General features: G+C 66.2%; 24 protein-coding genes. 14 read left to right on the top strand and 10 right to left on the bottom strand.

The window, feature by feature from the left end; genetic code table 11:
* Positions 1–8 precede the first annotated feature (8 nt).
* A complete protein-coding gene (locus tag R2669_RS03115; RefSeq protein WP_316898488.1) occupies positions 9–716 on the bottom strand; it encodes a GNAT family N-acetyltransferase in 708 nt (235 codons plus the stop codon).
* A 288-nt stretch (positions 717–1,004) separates the two neighbouring features.
* Here R2669_RS03115 and R2669_RS03120 point away from each other — a divergent pair, with 288 nt between their 5' ends.
* Complete coding sequence (locus tag R2669_RS03120; RefSeq protein WP_316898490.1) at positions 1,005–1,688, top strand: hypothetical protein; 684 nt, start codon at positions 1,005–1,007, stop codon at positions 1,686–1,688.
* Between the two features lie 411 nt (positions 1,689–2,099).
* Here R2669_RS03120 and R2669_RS03125 read toward each other — a convergent pair whose 3' ends face one another.
* Entirely contained in the window at positions 2,100–2,654 is a 555-nt protein-coding gene (locus tag R2669_RS03125; protein WP_316898492.1) for an NADPH-dependent FMN reductase, read from the bottom strand.
* 43 nt (positions 2,655–2,697) lie between these two features.
* The gene (locus R2669_RS03130; protein ID WP_316877117.1) at positions 2,698–3,915 is read right to left on the bottom strand and encodes a cation:proton antiporter domain-containing protein; all 1,218 of its coding nucleotides are present in this window, start codon (positions 3,913–3,915) and stop codon (positions 2,698–2,700) included.
* Positions 3,916–4,167: 252 nt separating this feature from the next.
* Between R2669_RS03130 and R2669_RS03135 the strand changes: the two genes are divergently transcribed.
* The 11 genes from R2669_RS03135 to R2669_RS03185 all read left to right on the top strand — a co-directional run bounded on the left by R2669_RS03135 (position 4,168) and on the right by R2669_RS03185 (position 14,044).
* Positions 4,168–4,929 carry a CoA transferase subunit A gene (locus R2669_RS03135; RefSeq protein ID WP_027679331.1) on the top strand — a complete coding sequence of 254 codons (762 nt, stop codon included), beginning with the start codon at positions 4,168–4,170 and terminating at the stop codon, positions 4,927–4,929.
* A gap of 28 nt (positions 4,930–4,957) precedes the next feature.
* The gene (locus tag R2669_RS03140) at positions 4,958–5,632 is read left to right on the top strand and encodes a 3-oxoacid CoA-transferase subunit B (protein ID WP_316898493.1); all 675 of its coding nucleotides are present in this window, start codon (positions 4,958–4,960) and stop codon (positions 5,630–5,632) included.
* Between the two features lie 9 nt (positions 5,633–5,641).
* Positions 5,642–6,277, top strand: coding sequence for a 2-hydroxychromene-2-carboxylate isomerase (locus R2669_RS03145; RefSeq protein WP_316898495.1), 636 nt, complete (start codon positions 5,642–5,644; stop codon positions 6,275–6,277).
* A complete protein-coding gene (locus tag R2669_RS03150) occupies positions 6,270–6,974 on the top strand; it encodes a Crp/Fnr family transcriptional regulator (protein WP_316891443.1) in 705 nt (234 codons plus the stop codon). The genes R2669_RS03145 and R2669_RS03150 overlap by 8 nt, the downstream gene beginning before the upstream one ends.
* A gap of 160 nt (positions 6,975–7,134) precedes the next feature.
* The gene (locus R2669_RS03155) at positions 7,135–8,121 is read left to right on the top strand and encodes a 3-oxoacyl-[acyl-carrier-protein] synthase III C-terminal domain-containing protein (RefSeq protein ID WP_316898496.1); all 987 of its coding nucleotides are present in this window, start codon (positions 7,135–7,137) and stop codon (positions 8,119–8,121) included.
* Complete coding sequence (locus R2669_RS03160; protein WP_147214381.1) at positions 8,118–9,131, top strand: NAD-dependent epimerase/dehydratase family protein; 1,014 nt, start codon at positions 8,118–8,120, stop codon at positions 9,129–9,131. The genes R2669_RS03155 and R2669_RS03160 overlap by 4 nt, the downstream gene beginning before the upstream one ends.
* Complete coding sequence (locus R2669_RS03165) at positions 9,109–9,915, top strand: MBL fold metallo-hydrolase (RefSeq protein ID WP_316898497.1); 807 nt, start codon at positions 9,109–9,111, stop codon at positions 9,913–9,915. Before R2669_RS03160 ends, R2669_RS03165 begins: the two co-directional genes overlap by 23 nt.
* Positions 9,912–11,222, top strand: a complete 1,311-nt coding sequence (locus tag R2669_RS03170; RefSeq protein WP_316898498.1) for a F390 synthetase-related protein — start codon at positions 9,912–9,914, stop codon at positions 11,220–11,222. The genes R2669_RS03165 and R2669_RS03170 overlap by 4 nt, the downstream gene beginning before the upstream one ends.
* The gene (locus tag R2669_RS03175; protein ID WP_261797064.1) at positions 11,219–11,842 is read left to right on the top strand and encodes a phosphatase PAP2 family protein; all 624 of its coding nucleotides are present in this window, start codon (positions 11,219–11,221) and stop codon (positions 11,840–11,842) included. The genes R2669_RS03170 and R2669_RS03175 overlap by 4 nt, the downstream gene beginning before the upstream one ends.
* Positions 11,839–12,969: a sterol desaturase family protein gene (locus R2669_RS03180; protein ID WP_316898501.1), complete on the top strand. Its 1,131-nt coding sequence runs from the start codon at positions 11,839–11,841 to the stop codon at positions 12,967–12,969. Before R2669_RS03175 ends, R2669_RS03180 begins: the two co-directional genes overlap by 4 nt.
* On the top strand, positions 12,953–14,044 hold the full coding sequence (locus R2669_RS03185; RefSeq protein ID WP_316898504.1) for an acyl-CoA desaturase: 1,092 nt from the start codon (positions 12,953–12,955) through the stop codon (positions 14,042–14,044). The genes R2669_RS03180 and R2669_RS03185 overlap by 17 nt, the downstream gene beginning before the upstream one ends.
* A gap of 24 nt (positions 14,045–14,068) precedes the next feature.
* On the opposite strand, the gene R2669_RS03190 is transcribed toward R2669_RS03185, so the two are convergent.
* Positions 14,069–14,851 carry an alpha/beta fold hydrolase gene (locus R2669_RS03190; RefSeq protein ID WP_430708756.1) on the bottom strand — a complete coding sequence of 261 codons (783 nt, stop codon included), beginning with the start codon at positions 14,849–14,851 and terminating at the stop codon, positions 14,069–14,071.
* A 57-nt stretch (positions 14,852–14,908) separates the two neighbouring features.
* Complete coding sequence (locus R2669_RS03195) at positions 14,909–15,160, bottom strand: hypothetical protein (protein WP_027679343.1); 252 nt, start codon at positions 15,158–15,160, stop codon at positions 14,909–14,911.
* Positions 15,161–15,488: 328 nt separating this feature from the next.
* On the opposite strand from R2669_RS03195, the gene R2669_RS03200 reads away from it, so the two are divergent.
* Complete coding sequence (locus R2669_RS03200) at positions 15,489–15,887, top strand: cupin domain-containing protein (RefSeq protein ID WP_316898506.1); 399 nt, start codon at positions 15,489–15,491, stop codon at positions 15,885–15,887.
* A gap of 35 nt (positions 15,888–15,922) precedes the next feature.
* The gene (locus R2669_RS03205; RefSeq protein ID WP_316898507.1) at positions 15,923–16,969 is read left to right on the top strand and encodes an alpha/beta fold hydrolase; all 1,047 of its coding nucleotides are present in this window, start codon (positions 15,923–15,925) and stop codon (positions 16,967–16,969) included.
* A gap of 27 nt (positions 16,970–16,996) precedes the next feature.
* On the opposite strand, the gene R2669_RS03210 is transcribed toward R2669_RS03205, so the two are convergent.
* The 5 genes from R2669_RS03210 to nirK form a co-directional block, all read right to left on the bottom strand.
* Positions 16,997–17,950 (bottom strand): AEC family transporter, encoded by a 954-nt coding sequence (locus R2669_RS03210; protein WP_316898509.1) that lies wholly within the window; start codon positions 17,948–17,950, stop codon positions 16,997–16,999.
* Between the two features lie 146 nt (positions 17,951–18,096).
* Positions 18,097–18,981, bottom strand: a complete 885-nt coding sequence (locus R2669_RS03215; protein WP_316898510.1) for a LysR family transcriptional regulator — start codon at positions 18,979–18,981, stop codon at positions 18,097–18,099.
* Between the two features lie 107 nt (positions 18,982–19,088).
* Positions 19,089–19,673, bottom strand: a complete 585-nt coding sequence (locus R2669_RS03220) for an SCO family protein (RefSeq protein WP_147214388.1) — start codon at positions 19,671–19,673, stop codon at positions 19,089–19,091.
* Positions 19,670–20,461 carry a formylglycine-generating enzyme family protein gene (locus tag R2669_RS03225; protein ID WP_316898512.1) on the bottom strand — a complete coding sequence of 264 codons (792 nt, stop codon included), beginning with the start codon at positions 20,459–20,461 and terminating at the stop codon, positions 19,670–19,672. The genes R2669_RS03220 and R2669_RS03225 overlap by 4 nt, the downstream gene beginning before the upstream one ends.
* 16 nt (positions 20,462–20,477) lie before the next feature.
* Positions 20,478–21,977: a copper-containing nitrite reductase gene (gene nirK, locus R2669_RS03230; protein WP_316891456.1), complete on the bottom strand. Its 1,500-nt coding sequence runs from the start codon at positions 21,975–21,977 to the stop codon at positions 20,478–20,480.
* Between the last annotated feature and the right edge of the window lie 34 nt (positions 21,978–22,011).

Genomic DNA, 22,011 nt, shown 5'->3' on the forward strand with positions numbered 1-22,011 from the left:
GCGGTACGTCAGCTCGAACGCAGCGCAGCCAGCGACGCGCGCTGACGACCCGCCTCATCAAAGTTGTCTGGCGACAGCCATTGCTCGAATGCGGCCCGCACCTGCGGCCAATCGGCGTCGATGATGGAGAACCACGCGGTATCGCGGCTGCGTCCCTTGTAGACAACGGCCTGGCGGAAGATGCCCTCGAACTGGAAGCCAAGCCGCCGCGCGGTCTGCCGCGACGGTGCGTTCAAGCTGTCGCACTTCCACTCGTAGCGCCGGTAGCCGAGGTCTTCAAAGACGTGCTTCATCAGCAGAAACTGCGCTTCCGTCGATGCCGGCGTCCGTTGCAGCAACGGTGAAAACGTCACCGCTCCCACCTCCACCACGCCGTGGTCTGGCGTGATGCGCATCAGCGCCAGCGTGCCCACTGGGCGTTCAGTGCGCATGTCGACGACTGCGTACTGCAACGGATCGCGCTTCGCCGCAATGCGCTCGATATAGGCGCGGTGTGCCGCTGCATCGGCAAACGGGCCTTCCACCATGTAGGTCCAGACGCGGTCGTCCGGGGCTTGGCTGAACGCCTCGAACAACGCGTCGGCATGGCGTGCCGCATCAAGCGGCTCGAGCCGGCAGTAGCGGCCGGCGAGCGGCGTATGCGGCGGCAGCGGACGGGCCGTCCAGTCGGGCAGCGGCGCGCCAATGGGTTGCTGATAAGCGTTGAGGGTGGCCATGCGTGGAGCCTGAATCGAGAGCGACAAGGAGCCTTCACCCTACCGGACGCGCTGGCTCCAGGGAAAGAGCCATGGAAACCAACAACGATAGAGCCACATCCAGCACCCCACGCGCGGATTAATCCGTTCGATGCCCCGCCACACGCCGATAGCGCACGTGCATGCAAATCGATATGTTGGCGGCGGGGGAGACGGCGCCACGAATAGGCGCGGGCATAGGCATTGCTGTGCAGGGGTATGCACGCGCCCTCGGAATCGTCCGCCATCTTTTCTGCCAGGAGCCCGCGAGTGGCGCCGTTCATTACAGAGTGGTATCGCCGCTGGGGCCGCCACGTCCGCTACGCCTGCGCGGCCGCATGGATGGCCCTCGCCGGCATGGCGCCCGGCAGCCCGGCGTGGGGGGCGCCGAAATTCGCCTACCCCGTCACGCAGCGCATCGACGCCGGTGCGAGCATCGCCGTGCCGCGCACGTGGGGCCCATTGCGGCTGAACGGCGACACACCCATCCCGTCGGTTGCGGCGACCATCAACTCGCCTTTCGGTCCATCACGTCTGGTGTTTGCGCAGCAAACGGTGGCGCCGGAGAGCTTCGCGCTGGTCACGGTGCGTAAATCGGATTTCGACAAAGGCACGCCTGATTACCTGGAGACGTTGCGCCCGCGGGATCTGGCGATCCTGCTCACGCACATGGAGTCGCGCGTGCATGGCGATCGCCCGGCCTGGGCCTCCCGCCTCGTGCGCGGCCGGGCTCCGACGCAGCAGATCGTCGGCGGGCGCCGGGTCATTTACTGGGAAGGCGAATGGAACACGTCCGCGGCCCGGACAGTCGTCGTTCGGGGGTATGCATTCTTTGGCAACGGCGCCGTCTATCTGCTGCGCATATTCGGCACTGCGGGGCACAGCGAACCAGCCGAATTTGCCGAAGAAGCGCGCTTTGCCGACATGGTTGCCGCCACCTTCCGCACGAAATAGCCACCGCGCCTTCGCCCTGATTGTTGCAACGCAACAACAAGCGTCCCACGCCTAACAGCCCCGGTTCCCAAGCGCAGGCCCGTCCACGCAAGGGCTGAAATCTGTTGTTACTCTTGGAACAGTCTGTTCACCCGGCGCCGTATTGTTCTTCCGCATTGCAACACCTACACTTCGTGACAGTTGTTCAGACATCGATTGCCTGAACAAGCAATGCAAGTGTTGTAAGGAGAACAATGATGAAATGGTTGGATATTGGCGCCGTCATGGCCGCCTGGATTGCGAGCTGCGTGGCAGCCGGCTGGCTCATCAGCGCCGCCGCTTTCCTGGCTTAACGCCCCTGCCCTAAAGGCAAAACGGCCGAGCGGGAACCCCTTCCCCGCCCGGCCCTGAACACCCCGGTTGATCGATTCGTCAGGCTGGCTTCTGACCCGCCCACTCGACGAATCGGTCGACAAACCCCTGCAAGAACTGGCGCGTCCGCGCATCCGTCACCCCGCCCTGGGCATCAAAGGGCTCTCCCGCAAAGTGGAAGAACACCTCCGGCAACGGCAAGACCTTCACGCCGACCGCCGCGAGCACATTACGCAATTGCGCCTGCGACAGCGCCGTGCCGATTGCGCCCGGCGAAGCCCCCGCAATGCCGGCCGGTTTACCGCCCCACACGCTCTGGCCGTACGGCCGAGACCCCCAGTCGATCGCGTTTTTCAACACGCCCGGTATGCCGCGGTTGTATTCCGGCGTGACGAATAACAGGGCATCGACGCCCGCCACCGCCGCCTTGAAACGCTGTACCGGCTCGGGCAGGTTCGCATCCAGATCCTGGTTGTACAGCGGCAGCTCGCCAATCTCGATGAACCGCGCCGTCGCCCCCGACGGCAGCAAGCCCGCCAGCGCCTGCGCCAATTGGCGGTTGAACGACGCCTTGCGCAGACTGCCGACGATCACTCCGATAGTCAGATTGCTCATGAATGCTCCTTGCGTGCAAAACAGTTCGGGATGGCGCTGACGCTCAATCCGCCGTCGCCGGTTCGGGGGCCACCTCCCGCTTGAGGCGGTTGATCAGGGCAAACATCAGCGGGTTCAGCAGAATCGACAGGATCGCTGCCGACAACAGCAGCCCCCGCGCACGGTCGGGCAGGATTTGCAGACTGATCCCGAGCCCAATCAGGATGAACGAAAACTCGCCGATCTGCGCGAGGCTGGCGGAAATCGTGAGCGCCGTGCGGTTACCGTGGCCAAACGCGCGCACCACCGCAAACGCCGCCAGCGACTTGCCCACCACCACGATCAGCACCGTGCCCAGCACAGCCCAGGGGTCTTCGATCAACACCCTCGGGTCGAACAGCATCCCCACCGACACGAAGAACAGCACCGCAAACGCATCGCGCAGCGGCAGCGATTCTTCCGCCGCGCGCTGGCTGAATTCGGACTCGGCCAGCACCATGCCCGCAAAGAACGCGCCGAGCGCGAACGACACGCCAAACAGCACCGTCGCGCCATAGGCGACGCCCAGCGCCGTGGCCAGCACGCCCAGGCGGAATAGCTCGCGGCTGCCCGTCATGACGATGCGCTCGAGCATCCACGGGATCACGCGGCGGCCCACCACCAGCATCAGCGCGGCAAAGGCCACCACCTTGGAGAGCGTGACGGCCAGCACCTTGACGATGTCCCACGTGCTGACCGCCGTGCTGCCGGCGCCGCCCAGCGCACCCGCCAAGGCAGGCAGCAGCACGAGCGTCACCACCATCACCAAGTCTTCCACGATCAGCCAGCCGACGGCGATATGGCCCTCGTGCGAGTTGTCGATACCGCGATCTTCCAGCGCCTTGAGCAGCACCACCGTGCTCGCCACCGAGAGCGCTAGGCCGAATACCAGCCCCGGCCCCCAATCCCACCCGAGCAGCCACGCCAGCCCCATGCCCATGAGCGTGGCAAGCGCAATCTGTCCGATGGCGCCCGGAATGGCGATGGCCTTCACCGCCAGCAGCTCCTTCATCGAGAAGTGCAGCCCCACGCCGAACATCAGGAGGATCACGCCCAGCTCGGCCAGCTGCGGCGCGAGGCTTTGGTCGGCCACGAAACCGGGCGTGAACGGTCCGGCCACCACACCCGCCATCAGGTAGCCCACCAATGGCGGCAGCCGCAGGCGCTGCGCGATGGTGCCGAAGATGAAGGCCAGCACGATGCCGCCGATGATGGTGGAGATGAGCGGAGTGTCTACGTGCATGCGGTCCTGGAATGGAAATGCGGCGGGTTCAGAGACAGGAGGAGCGGAAATGCTGGGAAAGGGCCGATCGGCCCTGGTGCGACAACTGCGGCGCGGATTTGTTCTTGGTGCGTCACAACTATAAGGATTGCCCTTTGCGAAACCTTACGAAGCAAATGTCATGCAGAAGACATCGCGGCAGAAACACCGCTCCTACACTGCGCCGCAGACCGCTCGCCCAGGACGGCGAGGGCGACCCTCAGGAGACAACCCATGCGCTACGCCAACAAAGTCCTTCCCGTGGACGAGGCCATCGCCCACGTCCGCAGCGGCAGCCGCCTGATGCTGGGCGAATTCGTGGGCGCCGGCGAGCCGGCCTGCTGCATCGAGGCGCTGCTCGCCAGCGGCATCGGCCAGCTCACGCTAATCACCAACACGCCGGGGCTGCGCGGGGGCTTTCTCAAAGCCCGGCTGTTCAGCTCGGGCCAACTGGCCGAGTTCATCGGGACGCACGTCGGCACGACCGATGAGTCGACGCAGGCTTACCTGACCGACTCCGTGCGCGTGGCCGAGTTCTTTCCCATGGGCACCTGGGCGGAAAAAGTGCGCGCGGGTGCGCTGGGCCTGGGCGGCGCCCTCGTGCCGGTGGGCGTGGGCATCCTCGACCAGCCCGGGATGTTTCCCAAGCGCGGCGCCCCCAAGCAGACCCTCACCGTCGATGGCACGACGTGCTTCGTCGAGCCGCCCCTGCGCGCCGACGTGTCGATCATCAAGGGCTGGCGCGCCGATACCTTCGGCAACGTGGAGTTTCGCGGCACGGCACTGCAGAACCAGCGCGACATCGCCATGGCCGGCGACTACACCATCGTCGAGGTGAACGAGATCGTCGAAGTGGGCACGATTCCGCCCGAGCGCGTCGGCTGCCCGGGCGTGTTCGTCAATGCGGTGGTGCAGGGGCTGTCGCTGGACGACCAGCACGCGCTGTACAGGCACCACTGGACGAAGCTCGGCCGCCTGCCCGCCGCCGAAGCGTGATCGTCAGACCCACAACAAGGAGACCGCCATGCAAGCCCTGCCCGAAACGCCCAAGCAACGCATTGCCGCCCGCTGCGCACAAGAACTGCGCGCCGGCGAAGTCGTCAACCTTGGCCTGGGAATCCCCACGCTCACGGCCAACTACCTGGACGCCAATGCCGGCGTCATCTTCCATACCGAAAACGGCGCCTTCGGCTTTGGCGGACGCCCGCCGCTGGACGCCATCGACAGCGACTTCACCAACGCCGGTTGCGAACCCATCACGCTGATGCCGGGCGCGGCCCTCATGGACCTCGCCACCTCGCTCGGTGCAATGCGCAACGGCTACATCGACGTGACGATCCTCGGCGCGTTACAGGTGGATGCGCTGGGCAACCTCGCCAACTGGGCGTGCGATCGCAACGGCAAATGGTGGCCCGGCATCGGCGGGGCGATGGACCTCTGCTACGGCACGCGCAAGGTGATTGCCGCGCTGGCGCATACCGACAAACACGGCAACTCCAAGATCCTGCCGCGCTGCACGCTGCCGCTCACGGGCCGGGGATGCGTGAAGGTCATCGTCACCGAGCACGCCGTGTTCGACGTGACCGACGCGGGGCTGGTGCTGCGTGAAATCCTCTCGCATGCGACACTCGACGACATTCGCGCCATGACGGCAGCGCCCTTCACGCTGGCGCCGCTGCTGCAGATGCGCGCCGCCTGAGGAGACGCCATGCCCACCACCGTCGATTGGTTCTTCGATGTCATCTCGCCGTTTGCCTACCTGCAGCTCGAACAGTTCGATGCGCTGCAGCAGGCGAACGACATCGTCATCCGCCCGCGCCCACTGGTGCTGGGTGCGCTCCTGCATCACTGGGGGCAGAAGGGCCCGGCGGAGATCACCTCCAAACGCGTGTTCACGTATCGGCATGCGCTGTTTCGCGCGCAGCAGCTCGGCATTCCGTTTCGCATGCCGCCCGCGCACCCGTTCAACCCGATCAAGGCATTGCGGCTGACGATTGCGATGGGCGGCTCGCTCGACGCCGTCCGGGCGGTGTTCCGGCATATCTGGCGCGACGGCAACGATGTGGCGTCGCCGGAGGGCTTTGCCGCGCTGTGCGAGGCGGCCGGCTTTGCAGAAGGCGTCACCGCTGTCGAACAACCGGCCGTGAAAGACGTGCTGCGTGCGCACACCGATGCGGCCATCGCGCTCGGCGTGTTCGGGGTGCCCACGCTGGTGCACGACGGCGAGCTGTTCTGGGGTGAAGACGCGACCGACATGTTCCTGCAGAGCCTGCGCGCTGGCTGGCTCTCCACGCCCGAAGCGCAGCGCGTGAGCACGCTGCCGGTGGGCATTCAACGTGGCTGAACACGACACCAACTCGCGCCCCGGCATCAGCCGCGCGCGGCTGGCGCATATCGCGGCATGGTCGATCGATCTGCCCGCGGAAGAAGCCGACCGCGCCTGCGCCGGCATCGTTGAGAAAACCTACGCGCGGGGCGCCTGCATTTGCCCGAAAAACACGTTGCTGGAGAGCTGGACGGGCGTGGTGACGGGCCTCATCAAGATCGGCACGGTGTCGCCCGAAGGGCGCAGCGTCACGTTTACGGGCGTGCCGGCCGGCGGCTGGTTTGGCGAAGGCACGGTGCTCAAGAACGAGCCGCGCCGCTACGACATCGTTGCGCTGCGCGACACGCGCATGGCCTTCATGGACCGCACCACCTTCATGTGGCTCGTTGAAAACAGCGTCGCGTTCAACCGCTTCCTGGTGAAGCAGCTCAACGAGCGGCTCGGGCACTTCATGGCGCTGCTGGAATACGACCGGCTGCTCGATGTCACGCCGCGCCTGGCGCGTTGCATTGCGTCGCTGTTCAACCCGGTGCTCTACCCCGGCGCGGGCGACCACCTCGAGATCACGCAGGAAGAACTCGGCCTGCTTTCCGGCATGACGCGGCAGGTGGCCAACCAGTCGCTCAAGGCCCTGGAGAAGGACGGCGTGGTGCGGCTCGAATACGGCGGCGTGACGGTCGTCGACCTCGATCGGCTGCGCAGCTACGGCGCCTGAAGACGCCGCTTTTATTAACGAATCTTCATCCGGCAGAGCAAGCCGCACCCGCTAGAATCGCGGCACAACAAGACAAGATCATTACGCTGCGGCATGCGCCCCGCGCCGCCCGCAGCCGGAAGAGGGAACAGGGCATCGCACCATGTGCGTGCCTGCATCTATGCTGCCGATTCATCTGCTTTCCACCGGCAAGGCGCTGCCGGAGCAACAAGTCACGTCCGCTGAACTGGATGCCCGCCTCGGCCATCGGGCTGGGTACGTGCGCAAGAAGTCCGGCATCGACGTCCGCCACCATGCCACGCTGACCGAGCATCAGTCGGAACTCGCCGGCGCCGCCGTGCGCGATGCACTGCGCCGCGCCGATGTTCCGGCTGCGTCCATCGACCTGTTGATCTCCGCCTCGGGCGTGCAGGAACAGGCGCTGCCCAACACGGCCGCGCGCATCCTGGAGCCCGCCGGGCTGCCGGCCGGCACGCCCGCGTTTGACGTCAACGCCAGTTGCCTGAGCTTTCTCACGGCGCTGCATGTGGCAAGCAGCCTCCTGACCACGGGCGCGTACAAGCGCATCGCCGTGGTGGCGTCCGACCTCGCCTCGCGCGGCATCGATTGGGACGACGCCGAGACCGCATTGATTTTCGGCGACGGGGCAGCGGCGGTCATCGTTGAAGCGGCCCCATCGATATCCGGCGCGGGCATCCACGCCTACCGCATGGAAACCTACCCCGCCGGCAAAACCTATTGCGAAATCCGCGCGGGCGGCACGCGCCGCAACCCGCGCACCGGTGCGCAACCGACCGATTACCTGTTCCACATGGACGGCAAGCGCGTATTCAAGCTCGCCTCGCAATTGATGGACGGTTTTCTCGATCGTCTGTTCACGGGCAGCGGCTACACGCTGCGCGACATGCATGTCGTCGTGCCGCATCAGGCGAGCCACCTGGGGATGCAGCATCTGCGCAAGCGGTTGGGCGTGCCGGAAGCCAGCGTGGTCGATATCTACGCGCAGCACGGCAACCAGGTAGCCGCGTCGATTCCCACCGCGCTGCATGAAGCGGTGACGACCCAACGCATCGAGCCCGGCAAACCGGTGCTGCTTGTCGGCACGGCGGCCGGCCTGACGCTCGGCGGCATGGTGCTGACGCTATGACGACGCTGGTGACGGGCGCCACCGGTGGGCTCGGCCGCAACGCGGTCGACGCACTGCTCGCGCAAGGCGCCCGCGTGCGCGCGACGGGGCGCGATGCCACGCAACGCGACGCCTTTGCCGCCCGTGGCGCAGACTATGTGCCGGCCGACCTGGCACAGCCGACAGCGGCCACGCTGGATGCGCTGCTCGACGGTGTCGACACGGTCTGGCATTGCGCGGCGCTGTCATCGCCCTGGGGCGCGTATGCGGACTTCTACGCGGCCAATGTGCGCGCCACGGCGGCGCTTGCCGAAGGTGCCGTCAAGCATGGCGTCCGCCGCTTCGTGCATATCTCCACGCCGTCGATCTATTTCGACTACCAGCATCACGCCGATCTGCCCGAGAACTATCGTCCTGCGCGCTTCGCCAATCATTACGCGGCGACGAAGATGCTGGCAGAGGCGGCCATCCAGCAGCAGGTCGCCACGCAGCACCGCACGCACTTTGTCATCCTGCGGCCGCGCGGGCTGTTCGGCCCGCATGATCGCGTGGTACTGCCGCGCATCCTGCACTTGCTGGAGCTGCGCGGCGGCGTGCTGCCCCTGCCCCGTGGCGGCGCGGCGCGCATGGACCTGACGTATCTGGAAAACGTGGTGCACGCCATGCAGTGCGCCACCAGGGCGAGCGTGCCTTCCGGCGCCGCTTACAACATCACCAACCATGCGCCGGCCACGCTGCGCGATCTGCTCGATCAACTGCTGGCGCAGCAGCTCGGCCTGCGTTATCGCGTTCGCGCAGTGCCGTATCCCGCGATGGCATTGGCCGCACGCGCCATGGAAGCCGGCAGCGCCGTCACGCGTCGCGAGCCGCTGCTCACGCGCTACAGTGCCGCCGCGCTGCACTACGACATGACGCTCGCCAACGACCGCGCGCGCATCGAACTCGGCTACGTGCCGCCCATCGACATGGCCGAAGGCATCCGCCGCACGGCTCACTGGTTACGTGAACATGGCAACGTTGTCCGTTTTTGAAGCCGGGTACTGCACGCATACCGCGTGTGTGGCGCTGCGCGGCGCGGGCCTGCGCACCTGCGCGTTTCCCGCACGCGCCTGGCTGATCGAAGCCGCCGGGCGGCGCTGGCTGTGGGACACGGGCTATGCCTCGCATTTTCATGACCACACGCGCAGCGGCTTGTTTGCGATCTACCGCAAGGTCACTCCGGTGTATTTTGATGCGTCCGAATCCATGGCGGCGCAGCTCGCGCAACAGGGCGTGCGCCCAGCTGATCTGGACGGATTGATCGTCTCGCATTTCCACGGCGACCACGTTGCCGGCTTGCGCGACTTTCCGGGCGTGCCGGTCATCTGCTCCGGCGAGGGATGGATGCACCTGCGTGCGCTGCGTGGCGTTTCCGCGTTGCGGCGCGCTTTCGTGCCCGGGCTGATTCCCGAAGATTTTGAAACGCGCACGCGCTTTGTCGAACAATTCGAGCAAGTCGCGCTGCCGCCGGAGCTGGCGCCATTCACATCCGCCTGGGCCTTGCCCGACAGCAACGGCGACGTGCTGCTCGTGCCGCTGCCCGGCCACGCCGCCGGGCACCTCGGCGCGTTCGTGCGCACGCAGGAAGGCTGGGTGCTGCTGGCCGCCGACGCCGCCTGGTCGCCGCTGAGCTATCGCGAGCTGCGCGGGCCATCGGTATTGGCGTATTCGATCATGGAAGACCGCCACGCCTACTTCGACACACTGCGCAAGCTGCACGCGCTCGATGCGGGCGGCCACGTGCGCATCCTGCTCACACACGAGGGGGCGTTGTGACGGCGTTGCACCGCCTGCTGTGGTCGTACTGGCAAACGCGCCGGTTGCGGCTGCCTGATCGCGCCACGCTGGAAGCGCATCAGCAGCGGCAGATCTCGCGCTTCACGCAACGCGTGCTGACTCGCAGCCCGTATTTCCGCCCGTTCGCATCGAAGCCGATGCACGAATGGCCGTTGATGGACAAGGCCACGATGATGGCCAATTTCGACGCCATGAATACCGCCAGCCTGCGCCTGCACGACGTGCTGGCCTGTGCGCAACAGGCCGAGCAGTCACGCGATTTCCGGCCGACGGTCGGGGCGTATTCGGTGGGCTTGTCGTCTGGCACCTCCGGCGGACGCGGCGTATTCGTCGTCAGCCCGACCGAGCGCGCGCAGTGGGCCGGCATCCTGCTCGCCAAGCTGCTGCCGCGCGGGCTGTTGCACGGCGAGCGCGTCGCGCTGTTCCTGCGCGCCAACAGCAATCTGTACACGGCCGTGCGCAACCCGTGGCTGACGTTTTCATTCTTTGATCTGTTTGCGCCGTTCGAATCGCACCGCGCGCCGCTGGAAGCATTGCAGCCGACCATCATCGTGGGGCCGGCGCAGGTGCTGCGTGCCCTCGCCATGGAGAAGTTGGCTGGCCGGCTCGACATCGCGCCCGTGCAGGTGTTGTCCGGCGCCGAAGTGCTGGAACCGATGGACCGCGCACTGCTTGCGCAGGCCTTTGGCAACGTCGGCGAGGTCTACCAGGCCACCGAAGGCTTTCTGGGCGCGACGTGCGCGTACGGCACGCTGCACCTGAACGAAGCGCACGTGCACATCGAGCCGCAATGGCTGGACGCGCGCCGCTTCGTCCCCGTCATTACCGATTTCACGCGCAGTACGCAGCCCATCGTGCGCTACCGGCTGGATGACATCCTCATCCGCCGCGACCCGGCGCTGGGCGCCTGCCCCTGCGGCAATCCGGCGATGGCCATCGAGCGTATCGAAGGCCGCTGCGACGATACGCTCGTCCTGCCCGCGCTGGGCGGCGGCACTGTCACGCTGTTTGCCGACGTGTGTTCGCGGGCGCTGGCACAGGCGCTGCCGCTGCATGCGGATTACCGCCTGGTGCAGACCGATGCGAACACGCTGGCGTTGTCCATTCACCCGGCCGACGCCGACATTGCGCGCGCGTGCCGGGCGCACCTGGCCGATGTCTTCGCCTGCCAGGGCGTCGATGCATCGCGCGTGACGTGGCACGCCACACCCGAGCGCATCGCCACCGATTTCACCACCAAGCGCCGCCGCATCGTCCGGCTCGCGGCGCCGGGAGCGGCACGATGAGCCCGCTTGCCACGCGCCTGCGCCATATGGCCTTGGGCTGGTGTTCGGTGGGCCTCGTCTATGGTCTCTGCGGAGCGCTGCAAGGCGTTGGCACGATCGTGCCCGAGACTGCACTGGACCGCGCCATTCCGTTCAGCACGTCGGGCATCTGGCTGTACCTGTCGTTCTTCGTGCTGATTCCGCTGGCGTATCTGCGGGCCGACATGTCGCGCCTGCCTTGGCTGGAACGCGCCATGCAGATGAGCGCGCTCGTGAGCGGTGCGGTGTTCATGCTGTGGCCGACCACGCTGCACTACCCGCCGTTGGCGGATGCATCGTTGCCCGGCAGCGTGCAACGCATGCTGATCGCCATGGATTCGAGCCAGAACTGCCTGCCCTCGCTGCATGGGGCGCTTACGCTGCTCTCGGTATGGGCGCTGGCGGATTCGCGCAGGCCGATGCGCACAGCGCTCGCCGCAGCCTGGGGGCTCGGCATCCTGTACGCCACGATCCAGACGCGCCGGCACGTCGCACTTGACCTGTCGGCAGGCGTGGCCGTGGGCGTGCTGTGCGGCGCGGCTGTCCGTCTATGGTTGGCGCGGCGCGCGTCAACGCTCTCCATCGAACCGGTGTCCACATGAATGCCTTCGCCTTGCCGCTTGCATTGATGCTCGGCTGCGTGCTGCTGGAACTGGCTGCGCTCAAGTGGTGGCGCGGCCAACCGCTGCCGTGGCGCGACGTCATCCTCAACCTCAACTCCGGCCACGTGCTGATGTGGCTGTGCCGCGGCGTGGAAGTCGCGGGCTTCACGTGGCTATATGCCCATGCCAGCTTGCATTGGGTAGATGGCTGGCACCCGGTGGCGGGCTGGGCCTTCGCGTTTGTCGCGTGGGATCTCGGTTTCTACTGGCTGCACCGCATGCACCACAAGCTGGGCTTTCTGTGGGCGATCCATGCCGTGCATCACGAGGGCGAGCATTTCAACCTCTCGCTGGGCGTGCGCAACGCGTGGCTGTCGTCGCTCACATCGCTGCCGTTCTTCGTGCCGCTGGCGCTGTTGGGGGTCACGCCGGAAATGTTCGTGGCGGTGTCAGGCCTGCATTACTCGGTGCAGTTCTACAACCACTGCGGACTGGTCGGCCGCTCGGGCGTGCTCGACCGCTTCATGGTCACGCCCGCCAACCACCGCGTGCATCATGGCTGCAACCCGGAATACATCGATCGCAACTTCGGCGGCACGCTGCTGCTGTGGGACAAGCTGTTCGGCACCTATCAGCGCGCGCTGGCCGACGTGCCGATCCGCTACGGCGTGCACAAGCCCACCCACAGCGACAACCCGTTCTGGGCCAACGTGGTGCCGGCATTGCAGTGGCTGGGGCTGCGCACGCCGCATTTGCAACGCGATACGCGCACCACGCCCGCCGGCTGGATCGCCACCGGCGGTGTGCTGCTGTTTGGCGTGGTGATCGACTATGTGCGCACCGACGGCCTGTGGCCCGGGCACTGGCAAGCGGCCTGGTTCGCGCTCATCCTGCTGCTCACGCTGGCGCTGGGCGGTTTGTCGGATGGGCGCGGCTGGGGACGCTGGCTTTGGCCGTTGCTGGCGCTTGCGCTGCCCGTGCTGATGATCGGCATATGCGGCGCGGGCGATGCATTGTCCGACACGTTGGCCGTTGCGCTCGGGTTGCATGGTCTTGCTTGCGGACTGTGGCACGCGCTGCGGACCGAATCGCCGCTCTCTTCGTCGCCGCATGCCGAATCTCGCTAAGCTCCGCTACGCTTCACCGCGCGCCTCGTCGCTGGCCGAAGATTTACGCCGTGCCGCGCACGACCATCTGCAGGCGCACGGCGACCATCGCTTTGCCGATGCACAGTTCATTGCCAAGGGCGTCATCCTCGTTGCGGTATCCGTGCTGTTGTATGGCGCCATGGTCACGGCCACGCATGCGACGGCTTTCGTGCTCGCCTACATGGCCTTTCCGTTCATCGCGATGCTGCTGGCCATGAACGTGCTGCACGACGGCGCACACCGGGCGCTCTCCCCCCGGGCATGGCTGGACCGCCTCATGACGCGCGTGACCGCCATCCCGCTCGGCATCGAACCGGCCTACTGGACGGTGCGCCACGTGCACTATCACCACGCGCATGCCAACGTGGAGCACTACGATCTCGACACCGCCGCAAACCGCTTCCTGCGGCAGACGCCCTTTCAGCCGTGGTATCCGCAGTTTCGCTATCAGCATCGCTACTGGCCGCTGATTGCCGCCCTCTCGCTGCCGTACATCAACTGGATCTACGACTGGTCGGATCGCCTTGGCCTCACGCCGCTGGCGGCGGATCGCGTGTTGCCCGGCCTGCGCGGCTGGGTGACGTTCCTGTCTGCGAAGACGCTGCACTTGCTGATTGCCGTGGCGGTGCCGGCCTGGGTGGCACATCGGCTTGGGCTCGGCTGGGGCTGGGTGGCGTTCGGGTACTTCGCAGGGCAGATGCTGGCTTCATGCGTGCTGGTCGCGTTGATTCTGGGCACGCACTGGGCGGACGTGACGTTCTATCTGCCGCCCGAATCGGGCCAGCTGCCGCACACGTGGCACGAACATGCATTCCACACCGCGTGCGACTGGCGACCGCAACCGGCGTGGATCGGCTACTGGCTCGGGGGCCTGAACTGGCACCTCACGCATCACCTCTTCCCGACGTATAGCCACCGCCACTATCCGGCGCTGGCGGCACGTGTGGCGGAGGTGGCGCGCGCCCATGGGCTTGACTACCGCGCACTCACCTACCGCGAGTTGCTGACCGCGCAGCAGACCTTCCTGCGCGCCATGGGCCAACGCCCGAACTGACGCGCAGGCAACACGCGCGCGGCCTCAGTTACGCGCCTCGACCGCGTGCACCGCATCCAGAATCACCTTTGCCACATCCTGCGGCCGCGACTGCTGCGGCACGTGGCTCGTCGGTAGTGTCGTCACCTTGGCGCCAATCTTCCTGGCCATGGCGCGTTCCAGATCCGGCTGGATCATGCGGTCGTGCGCGCTGACGATGAACCACGACGGCTTGCTTTGCCATGCCGCCACCGTGGTGCGCTCCCCAAATGCCGTGGCCTTGATGGGACCTTGCGTCGCGGCCATCACGCGTGCCTGCGCGGCGGGCACATCCTGCGCAAAGTCGCTCGCCAGCGCCGCGGCGGGCAGTGACAGATAGCCGTTGGCGTCAGCGACAAGCTTGCCGATGCCCGGCGCGGGCGCGTAGTCCTTGCCCACCTCTTCCGTCGACTGGCCGGCGTCCGGCGCAAACGCCGCCACATACACGAGGCCGGCAACCTTGCTGTCCGCGCCGGCTTCGGTGATGACCGTGCCGCCCCACGAGTGCCCCACCAGCACGACCTTGCCCGGCTGGTTGCCGATGGCGCGGCGCGTGGCGGCCACGTCGTCGGCCAGCGAGTTCAGACGGTTCTGCACCGCCTGCACCTTCACGCCCTTGGCCTGCAGCAGCGGGATCACCTTGGCCCAGTCGGACCCATCGGCAAAGGCGCCGTGCACGATCACGACGGAAGGTTGATCGGCGTCGGCCGTCGTGGCGGCCAACAGGGGCGCACTGGCGGCCATGCCGAGTGCCAGCGCTGCGATGGAGACGGCTTTGCGGTTGAACATGTCGGGTCCTTGTTGTCTTCGGTTCTTGGTGGGAGGGGCGTGCGCGCTGCCGCCGCTTCAGGCGTGTGCACCGTCGTAGTACGGGTTCGCGCTGCGGGCACCGTCGGTGTAGATGTCGGTGGAGCGCGCACCGTCCGTATAGACGTCGGACGAACGCGCGCCCTCGGTGTAGGCATCCACGGCGCTCTGCACGGCGCGGGCGCCTTCGGTGTACGGGTCGCGAGCGCCAACAGATGAAGCCGCTTGCGCACCGGCAGCGGCCACAGCGAGAGCAACAACAGCAAGGGTCTTGGCGAGATTGCGGGTCATGATCGTTTTCCTTTTGAATGGTTGGGTTGGGATTGCGGCCCGCCGGTGCCTTGCTTGGCATCAGGCCGGCGTCTTGGCCACGGAATGCATTTAAGTCGCCCGACGTATCCGCCGCGTAGCGATGTGCTGCCCGTTTTGTCTGGACGTGTACCGGAGCCGCCACCGGATACAAACGCATACAAAACCCCGTCCATCGATGCCCATTGCTACAAAGCAATACAAATCGGCGGCATCGTGAAACCGACCGGATACATCGGGGGCGCCCAATGCTGGAAACGAGGAGAGCAAGACCCCGCCTCGTCATCCATCCTTGATCACTGGAGCCCTCATGCAACCGAAACGATTGACCGCAACCTTGCTCGTCCTCGCAAGCGCGCTGGGTGCGCACAGCGCATTTGCGCAAGCTGCAGGCGTGCATCGGACCGACCTCGTCCATCACGACCTGAGCGTGCCCGGCCGCGAAACCCTGCAAGTGCGCGTGGATTTTGATGAGCGTGCGTTTGCCCCCGCGCATGTCCACCCTGGCGAGGAAATCGCCCACGTCCTGCAGGGCACGATCGAATACCGGCTGGAGGGCCAGCCGCCCGTGACGCTGCACGCCGGCGATTCGCTGTTCATTCCGGCTGGCGTTGCGCACTCCGCGCGAAACGTCGGCAGCGGCAATGCCTCGGAACTGGCCACGTATGTCGTGAAGTCCGGTGAGCCGCTGGTCACGCTCGTTCACTAAACCTGTCGCCCTTCCCCCTCAAAGAGAGAACATCCATGTCGAACCCCGTCAACCTTCGCCGTCGCCGCCTTCTGGGCACCACCATCGCCAGCATTGGTGTGCTGGATCTCGGGCTGGCCGAACTTGTGCATGCGCAACCGGCACCGTCCTCCAGCGCAAGCACGCTGCTGAGCGGGCAGGCCAACCCGTTCGGCTCGCTGCAACAGATCGATGCCGGCGTGCTCAACATCGGCTATGCAGACCTGGGCCCCAAGAACGGCCCCGTGATGATCCTGCTGCATGGCTGGCCGTATGACATCTACAGCTATGCAGAGGTGGCACCGGCGCTGGCGGCGGCGGGCTATCGCGTGCTGGTGCCGTATCTGCGCGGCTATGGCACGACGCGCATCCGCTCAGCAGACACCCCGCGCAACGGGCAGCAGGCTGCGCTGGCCGCCGACATCATCGCGTTCATGGACGCGCTGAAGATCAAGCAGGCGCACTTTGGCGGATACGACTGGGGCGCGCGCACGGCGGACATCATCGCGGCGCTGTGGCCGGAACGCTGCAAGACGCTGGTGTCTGTGAGCGGCTACCTGATCGGCAGCCAGGAGGCGAACCGCAAGCCGCTGCCGCCGGCTGCGGAATTTGCGTGGTGGTACCAGTTCTATTTCACGACGGAACGCGGCGCGCAGGGCTACGCCGCCAACCGCAAGGAATTCAACCGCCTGATCTGGAAGCTCGCTTCGCCCACGTGGAAGTTTGACGACGCCACGTACGACCGCAGCGCCGCCGCCTTCGACAACCCCGATCACGTCGACATCGTCATCCACAACTACCGCTGGCGCCTGGGGCTGGCGCAGGGTGAAGCAAAGTACGACGCGCTGGAACAACGCCTGGCCGCGGGGCCCGCGATTACCGTGCCGACCATCACCATGGAAGGCGACGCCAACGGCGCTCCGCACCCCGAGCCGTCGGCTTACGCGAAGAAGTTCACGGGCAAGTACCAGCATCGCAACATCGGTGGCGGCATCGGGCACAACCTGCCCCAGGAAGCACCGAAGGCGTTTGTGCAAGCCATGCTGGATGTGGTGCACCTCTAAGCCGTCAGGCCGGCCGACGCTTCTGGCTCACAGCGCGGAGAGCAATCCTTGGGGCAATCCGCGTGTAAGCGCCAGCAGCGTCATCACGGCCGGCATGGCCGCCGCGGCCATCACCGTCTGCGCGGCGGTGATGCCGGCCATGAGCGGCGCGTCACCGCCCAGCTGGCGCGCCATGATGTACGACGAAGACGCGGTCGGCAGCGCCTGGAACAGCAGCGCCACGATCAATGCGGCATCGGTCAAGCCCAGCGCGTGGCCAAGAGCCAGCGTCAGCACGGGCATGGCCAGAAACTTGATGACCGACGACACGAGCACCGGCTGCGCCCACGACCTCACACCGCTGAAGTTCAGCGCAGCGCCCACACACAACAGCCCCAGCGGCATCGATGCCAGGCCGAGCGCCCGCACCGCCGGCTCGATGGCCGCAGGCATCTGCAGCCCCAGCAGCTGCATGGCAATCCCGAGCGAGCAGGCGACCACCGGCGGGTTCGTCACGATCTGACGCACCAGCGCACGGCCGGTGAGCCGCACCGACCCATAGCGTGCAAAAACGAGCACGCACAGCAGATTGACGGTCGGCACGATCGCCGCGTTGCATACCGCGGCCAGCGCAATCCCCTTGGCGCCGAAGAGGCCCGTGGCGAGCGACACGCCAACGTAGTTGTTGAACCGCACGGCCCCTTGGAACACCGAGGTGAAGGCCGCCCCGTCCACCTGCATCCAGGGCCGGGCCAGCATCAGCGCGACGGCCACCAGCAATGTCGCACCAATCAACGTCAGCACCAGCGGCAGCACGGGCAAGGACTGCATGTGCGCCGTGGCCAGACCATGCATGAATAGCGACGGCAACAGAACGTAGTAGCAGAGCCGCTCGGCCTGCGGCCAGAACGGTTCCGCGATAAAGGCGGAGCGCTTGAGCCAATGGCCAAGCGCCACCAGGAGGGCAACGGGTGCGAGCGCGAGCAGGATGGCAGCAGTCACGGCCGTGCTCCTGCAGAGCAACGTGCCCGCAATGTGGATGAGGGGCGCAGGAACTTCTGGAACAGCATGCGGATGCTCGGCAAAAACGGGAACACCGCCAAGCTATCACGCGGTCGCAGCAGCAATAATTGTTATTTATCTGGCAATCAATGAGAAATTCTCATTGCAGAAGCGACGACGGCATCGGCCAACGCCTGCGTAAAGCGCTGCGCAGCCCGCGATTGGTGTTCAAGCAGGACCACCGCGCGGTGCAATTGCGGTTGCCCGAATGGCAGGCGGGCAATGGGCGGCAATTGCGTCAGCTCCGAATCGGAAAGCGCCACCACAGCGGCCCCCAATCCGCTGGCCACCATCCGCACGATCGTGTCCTTGTTGTCGAGCACCATTTCTTCGCGCACGCGCACGCCCAGGCGACGCAGTTCGGAAGCGATCATGCGACCGGCCCAGGCCTGCGCATCGAAGCGGATAAACGGCAGCTCGGTCAGCAACGCACGCGCATCGTGCTCGGCATATTGGGCCGGCGCGAGCAGCCAGAAGCGGTCTTCATAGAGCGTCGTCCACACAAGCTCGGCCGGATGCGGCCGCACAGGGTGTGACGTGATCGCGGCGTCCAGCTCGCCGTCAGCCACGCGTTGCGCAAGCTCGGCCGACATGCCGGCGGCCACGTGCACGCGCAGGCCTGGATGCGCCGTCCGCAGAGCCAGCAGCGCATTGGGCAGCGGCCCCGACAGCGCCGTCTGGATGGCGCCGATGCGCAACCGTCCGACCAGCGCCCGCTCATCGCTTAGCGCGTCGGGAATGCGGTCATACAGCGCAAGGATCTGTTCGGCCTGGGCCAGCACGATGCGGCCGGCCTCTGTCAGCGCGGGCTCGCGGCGCGAGCGGTCGAACAGGCGGACGTTGAACTCCTCCTCCAGGGATTTCACCTGCAGGCTGACGGCCGATTGCGTGAGCCCGATGGCCTCGCCGGCACGCGCAAACGTGCGGTGGCGGGCGATGGCAACGAGCGTTCTCAAGGCGCGGAGGGACATGGCGGATGCGAAGGTGAACCGGAGGGACGGGATGGTGCATCGTACCTCTCCACCTGCCGCTTCCCCAACGGGGAGCCGCTGCGCCAGCCGCCTAGCCGCCTAGCCGCTCAGCGTTGCGCCGCCACCAGCTTGCGCATGGCATCCACCAGTTTCGGATCGACCGCGCCGAGCGTGTTGGTGCGCGCATTGATGCGCCCTTCCGCGTCCAGCAGCAGGATCGTGCTCGAATGGTTGAAATCGCCATCGGCCAGACGGCGGTATTGCACGCCCAGCAAGGCCGCCACCTCACGCGTGCCGCTCGCGTCAGCACGGGCGACCTGCCAGTGCTCGTCTGCGTTGTGCGCGGCGGCGGTCTTCTTGAGCGCCGCAACGGAATCACGCTCCGGATCGACCGTCACCATCAGGACACGCACGCCGTCGTGCGCGGGCTTACCGCCCTTTGCCAGCGTCGCCCGAATGGTCTCGAAGATCATCGGGCAGACCATCTGGCACGACGAATAGAACATGCTCACCAGCACCGGCTGGCCGCGCAGGTCGGCCAGGTGGAAGACGCGGCCGTTCTGGTCGGTCAGCGCCACTTCGGATTGATACAGCGAGCCCGAAGCCACGGGCCCGGCGGCAAGCGCGCCTGCAGCGGCACCCGCCAGCACACATGCCACGAAGGCACGGCAAAGTTGCTTAAGAAGCGTCATGGACGTTCTCCATTGATGGATCGGGCGCAGCGAAAGCCAAGGCTTCCCGTGGCATCGGCGCCTTCAAGTGATGACAGCAACGCCACGCGCATCAGCACGGCGTAACTGTCGCGGCGGACGATGCTGATGGCACCGGCGCCGCAAAACTTCTGCTTGTCGGGGTCGCCCTGGGTGCGGCTGTCTCCGGCAATGAACAGTGCGTTGAAATCGTCGACCCATTCCCAGATCAGGCCGTGCAGGTCGCGCACGCCATGGACATCCGCAGGGCCGCCAACGGGTGGCAACACACGCGTCGCGGGCCGTTCGTACCAGCCGAGAATGCGTTGCGCCCATTGCGGGTCGTCGCGGGCGTCAGCGCGCGTGGCGTCGGCCGCGGCGGCGGATTCCCACTCGAGCCACGTCGGCAGCCGCGCGCCTTCGCTTTCGCAATAGGCACGGGCGGCAAACCAGCTCACGCCGGTCACCGGCGCTTGCGGCGACGCTTGCGGATCGGCGTGCGTCGCATCGGCCCAGTCGGCAAGGTAGGCCTTGCCGGCAAAGACTTGCGGCACCCGGCCACGCTGCCAGGCTTCGTGGCGTTGCACGAAGGTCTGGAATTCGCCGATGGTGACGGGCGTGGTGCGCAGCTCAAACGGCTCGATACGCACCCGCTGCGGCTGCCCCGGTGCGTTCTGGGGCAGCACGCTGTCGAAGTCGCCGCCGGGCACCCGCACATAGGTGGCCCCGTGTGCGGTTGCACTGGCCAGCGCCATCAACATGGCAGCAAGGTGCAAGGTCAGGCGGGACATGGTCGTGCGGGTCCGCTCAATGTTCGGCCGCGGCCTTGGCAGGCGCCGGCTGGGCACGCACCTTCTTGACTTCGTCTGCGCTCACGCGGCCGCCGGGGTTGTCCCAGCTGTTGAGCACGTAGGTCAGGATGTTGGCGACCTCGTCGTCGTTGAGCTGCGTCATCGGCGGCATGACAGAGTCGTATTCCTGCCCGTTGACCTTGATCTTGCCGTTCAGGCCGTGCAGCACGATGTTCATCGCACGCTTCGGGTCTGCCGCGAGGAAATCCGACTTGGCCAGCGGCGGGAACACGCCAGGCAACCCGGCGCCATTGCCCTGGTGGCACACCGAGCAGGTACCCGCAAACAGCGCGCGGCCAGCCTGCACCTGATCCTGCACGGTCAGCGTGCCGCTCACGGATGCCTGGGTTGCCTTGGTGACGGCGCTCATGTTGGGAGCCGCGCGATCGCCCAGGTACACAGAATCCAGCTCCTTGCCGGAATAGACCAGCTTGTTCTCCGGCCCATCGATCTTGAGGATGGCCAGCGCACCCTTGTTGAAGGCACGGAAGATCGAGTGGTCGACCAGCACGTAGCTGCCAGGCACGCGCGCGGTGAACTTCACAACCGCCGCGCCGCCCGCCGGGATCAACGTGGTCTGCACGTTCTTCTGCACGTTGGTGCCGCCCTCGTAGCGCACCTGGTCGAAGATGGCGCCAATCACGTGGAAGCTGGAGACGAGGTTCGGCCCGCCATTGCCCACGAAGATGCGCACCGTTTCGCCCACCTTGGCATGCAGCGCCTTGTCACCGGTCAGTGCACCTTCCGCACCGTTGAACAGCACGTAGCTCGGACGTTCATCAATGGCCTTTTCCATGTCGAACGGCTGCAGGCCCTTCTCGCGGTACTTGCCGGCCGTGTAGAAATCGCCCTGCATGACGTAGTACTCGTGATCCACCTTGGGCAAGCCTTCGGGCGGCTCGACCAGGATCAGGCCGTACATGCCGTTGGCGATATGCATGCCCACGGGCGCGGTGGCGCAGTGGTAGACGTAGATGCCCTCGTTGAGCGCCTTGAAGGTGAATTGCGACTCATGGCCCGGTGCGGTGAAGCTCGATGCTGCGCCGCCGCCCGGCCCGGTCACGCCGTGCAGGTCGATGTTGTGCGGCATCTTGCTGCTCGGGTGGTTCTTGAGGTGGAACTCCACCGTGTCGCCCTGGCGCACGCGGATGAAGCTGCCGGGAACGGTGCCCCCGAAGGTCCAGAAGGTGTAGCTGACCCCTTCGGAGATCTGCATTTCCTTCTCGACCACTTCCAGTTCCACGATGACCTTGGCCGGATAGTTCCGGTTGACCGGCGGCGGCACAAGCGGCGGACTTGTCAGGACGGCGTGGATCGGCTCGCCGCGTGGCGGCCCGAAGTCGCCCGGCAATTTGGCGCTGGCGGCGCGGGCCGCAGTGCCCGCAAGCAGTGCGCCCATCACCACAGAAATCAGGCCCGCGCGCATGAGGCTGCGGACGGTGTGAAGACGGCTCATTTTTTCCCCCGTGTATCGGTCTGGTGTCGTCCGC

This window comes from Ralstonia edaphi (genome assembly GCF_958350185.1).
Taxonomy (GTDB): Bacteria; Pseudomonadota; Gammaproteobacteria; order Burkholderiales; family Burkholderiaceae; genus Ralstonia; species Ralstonia edaphi.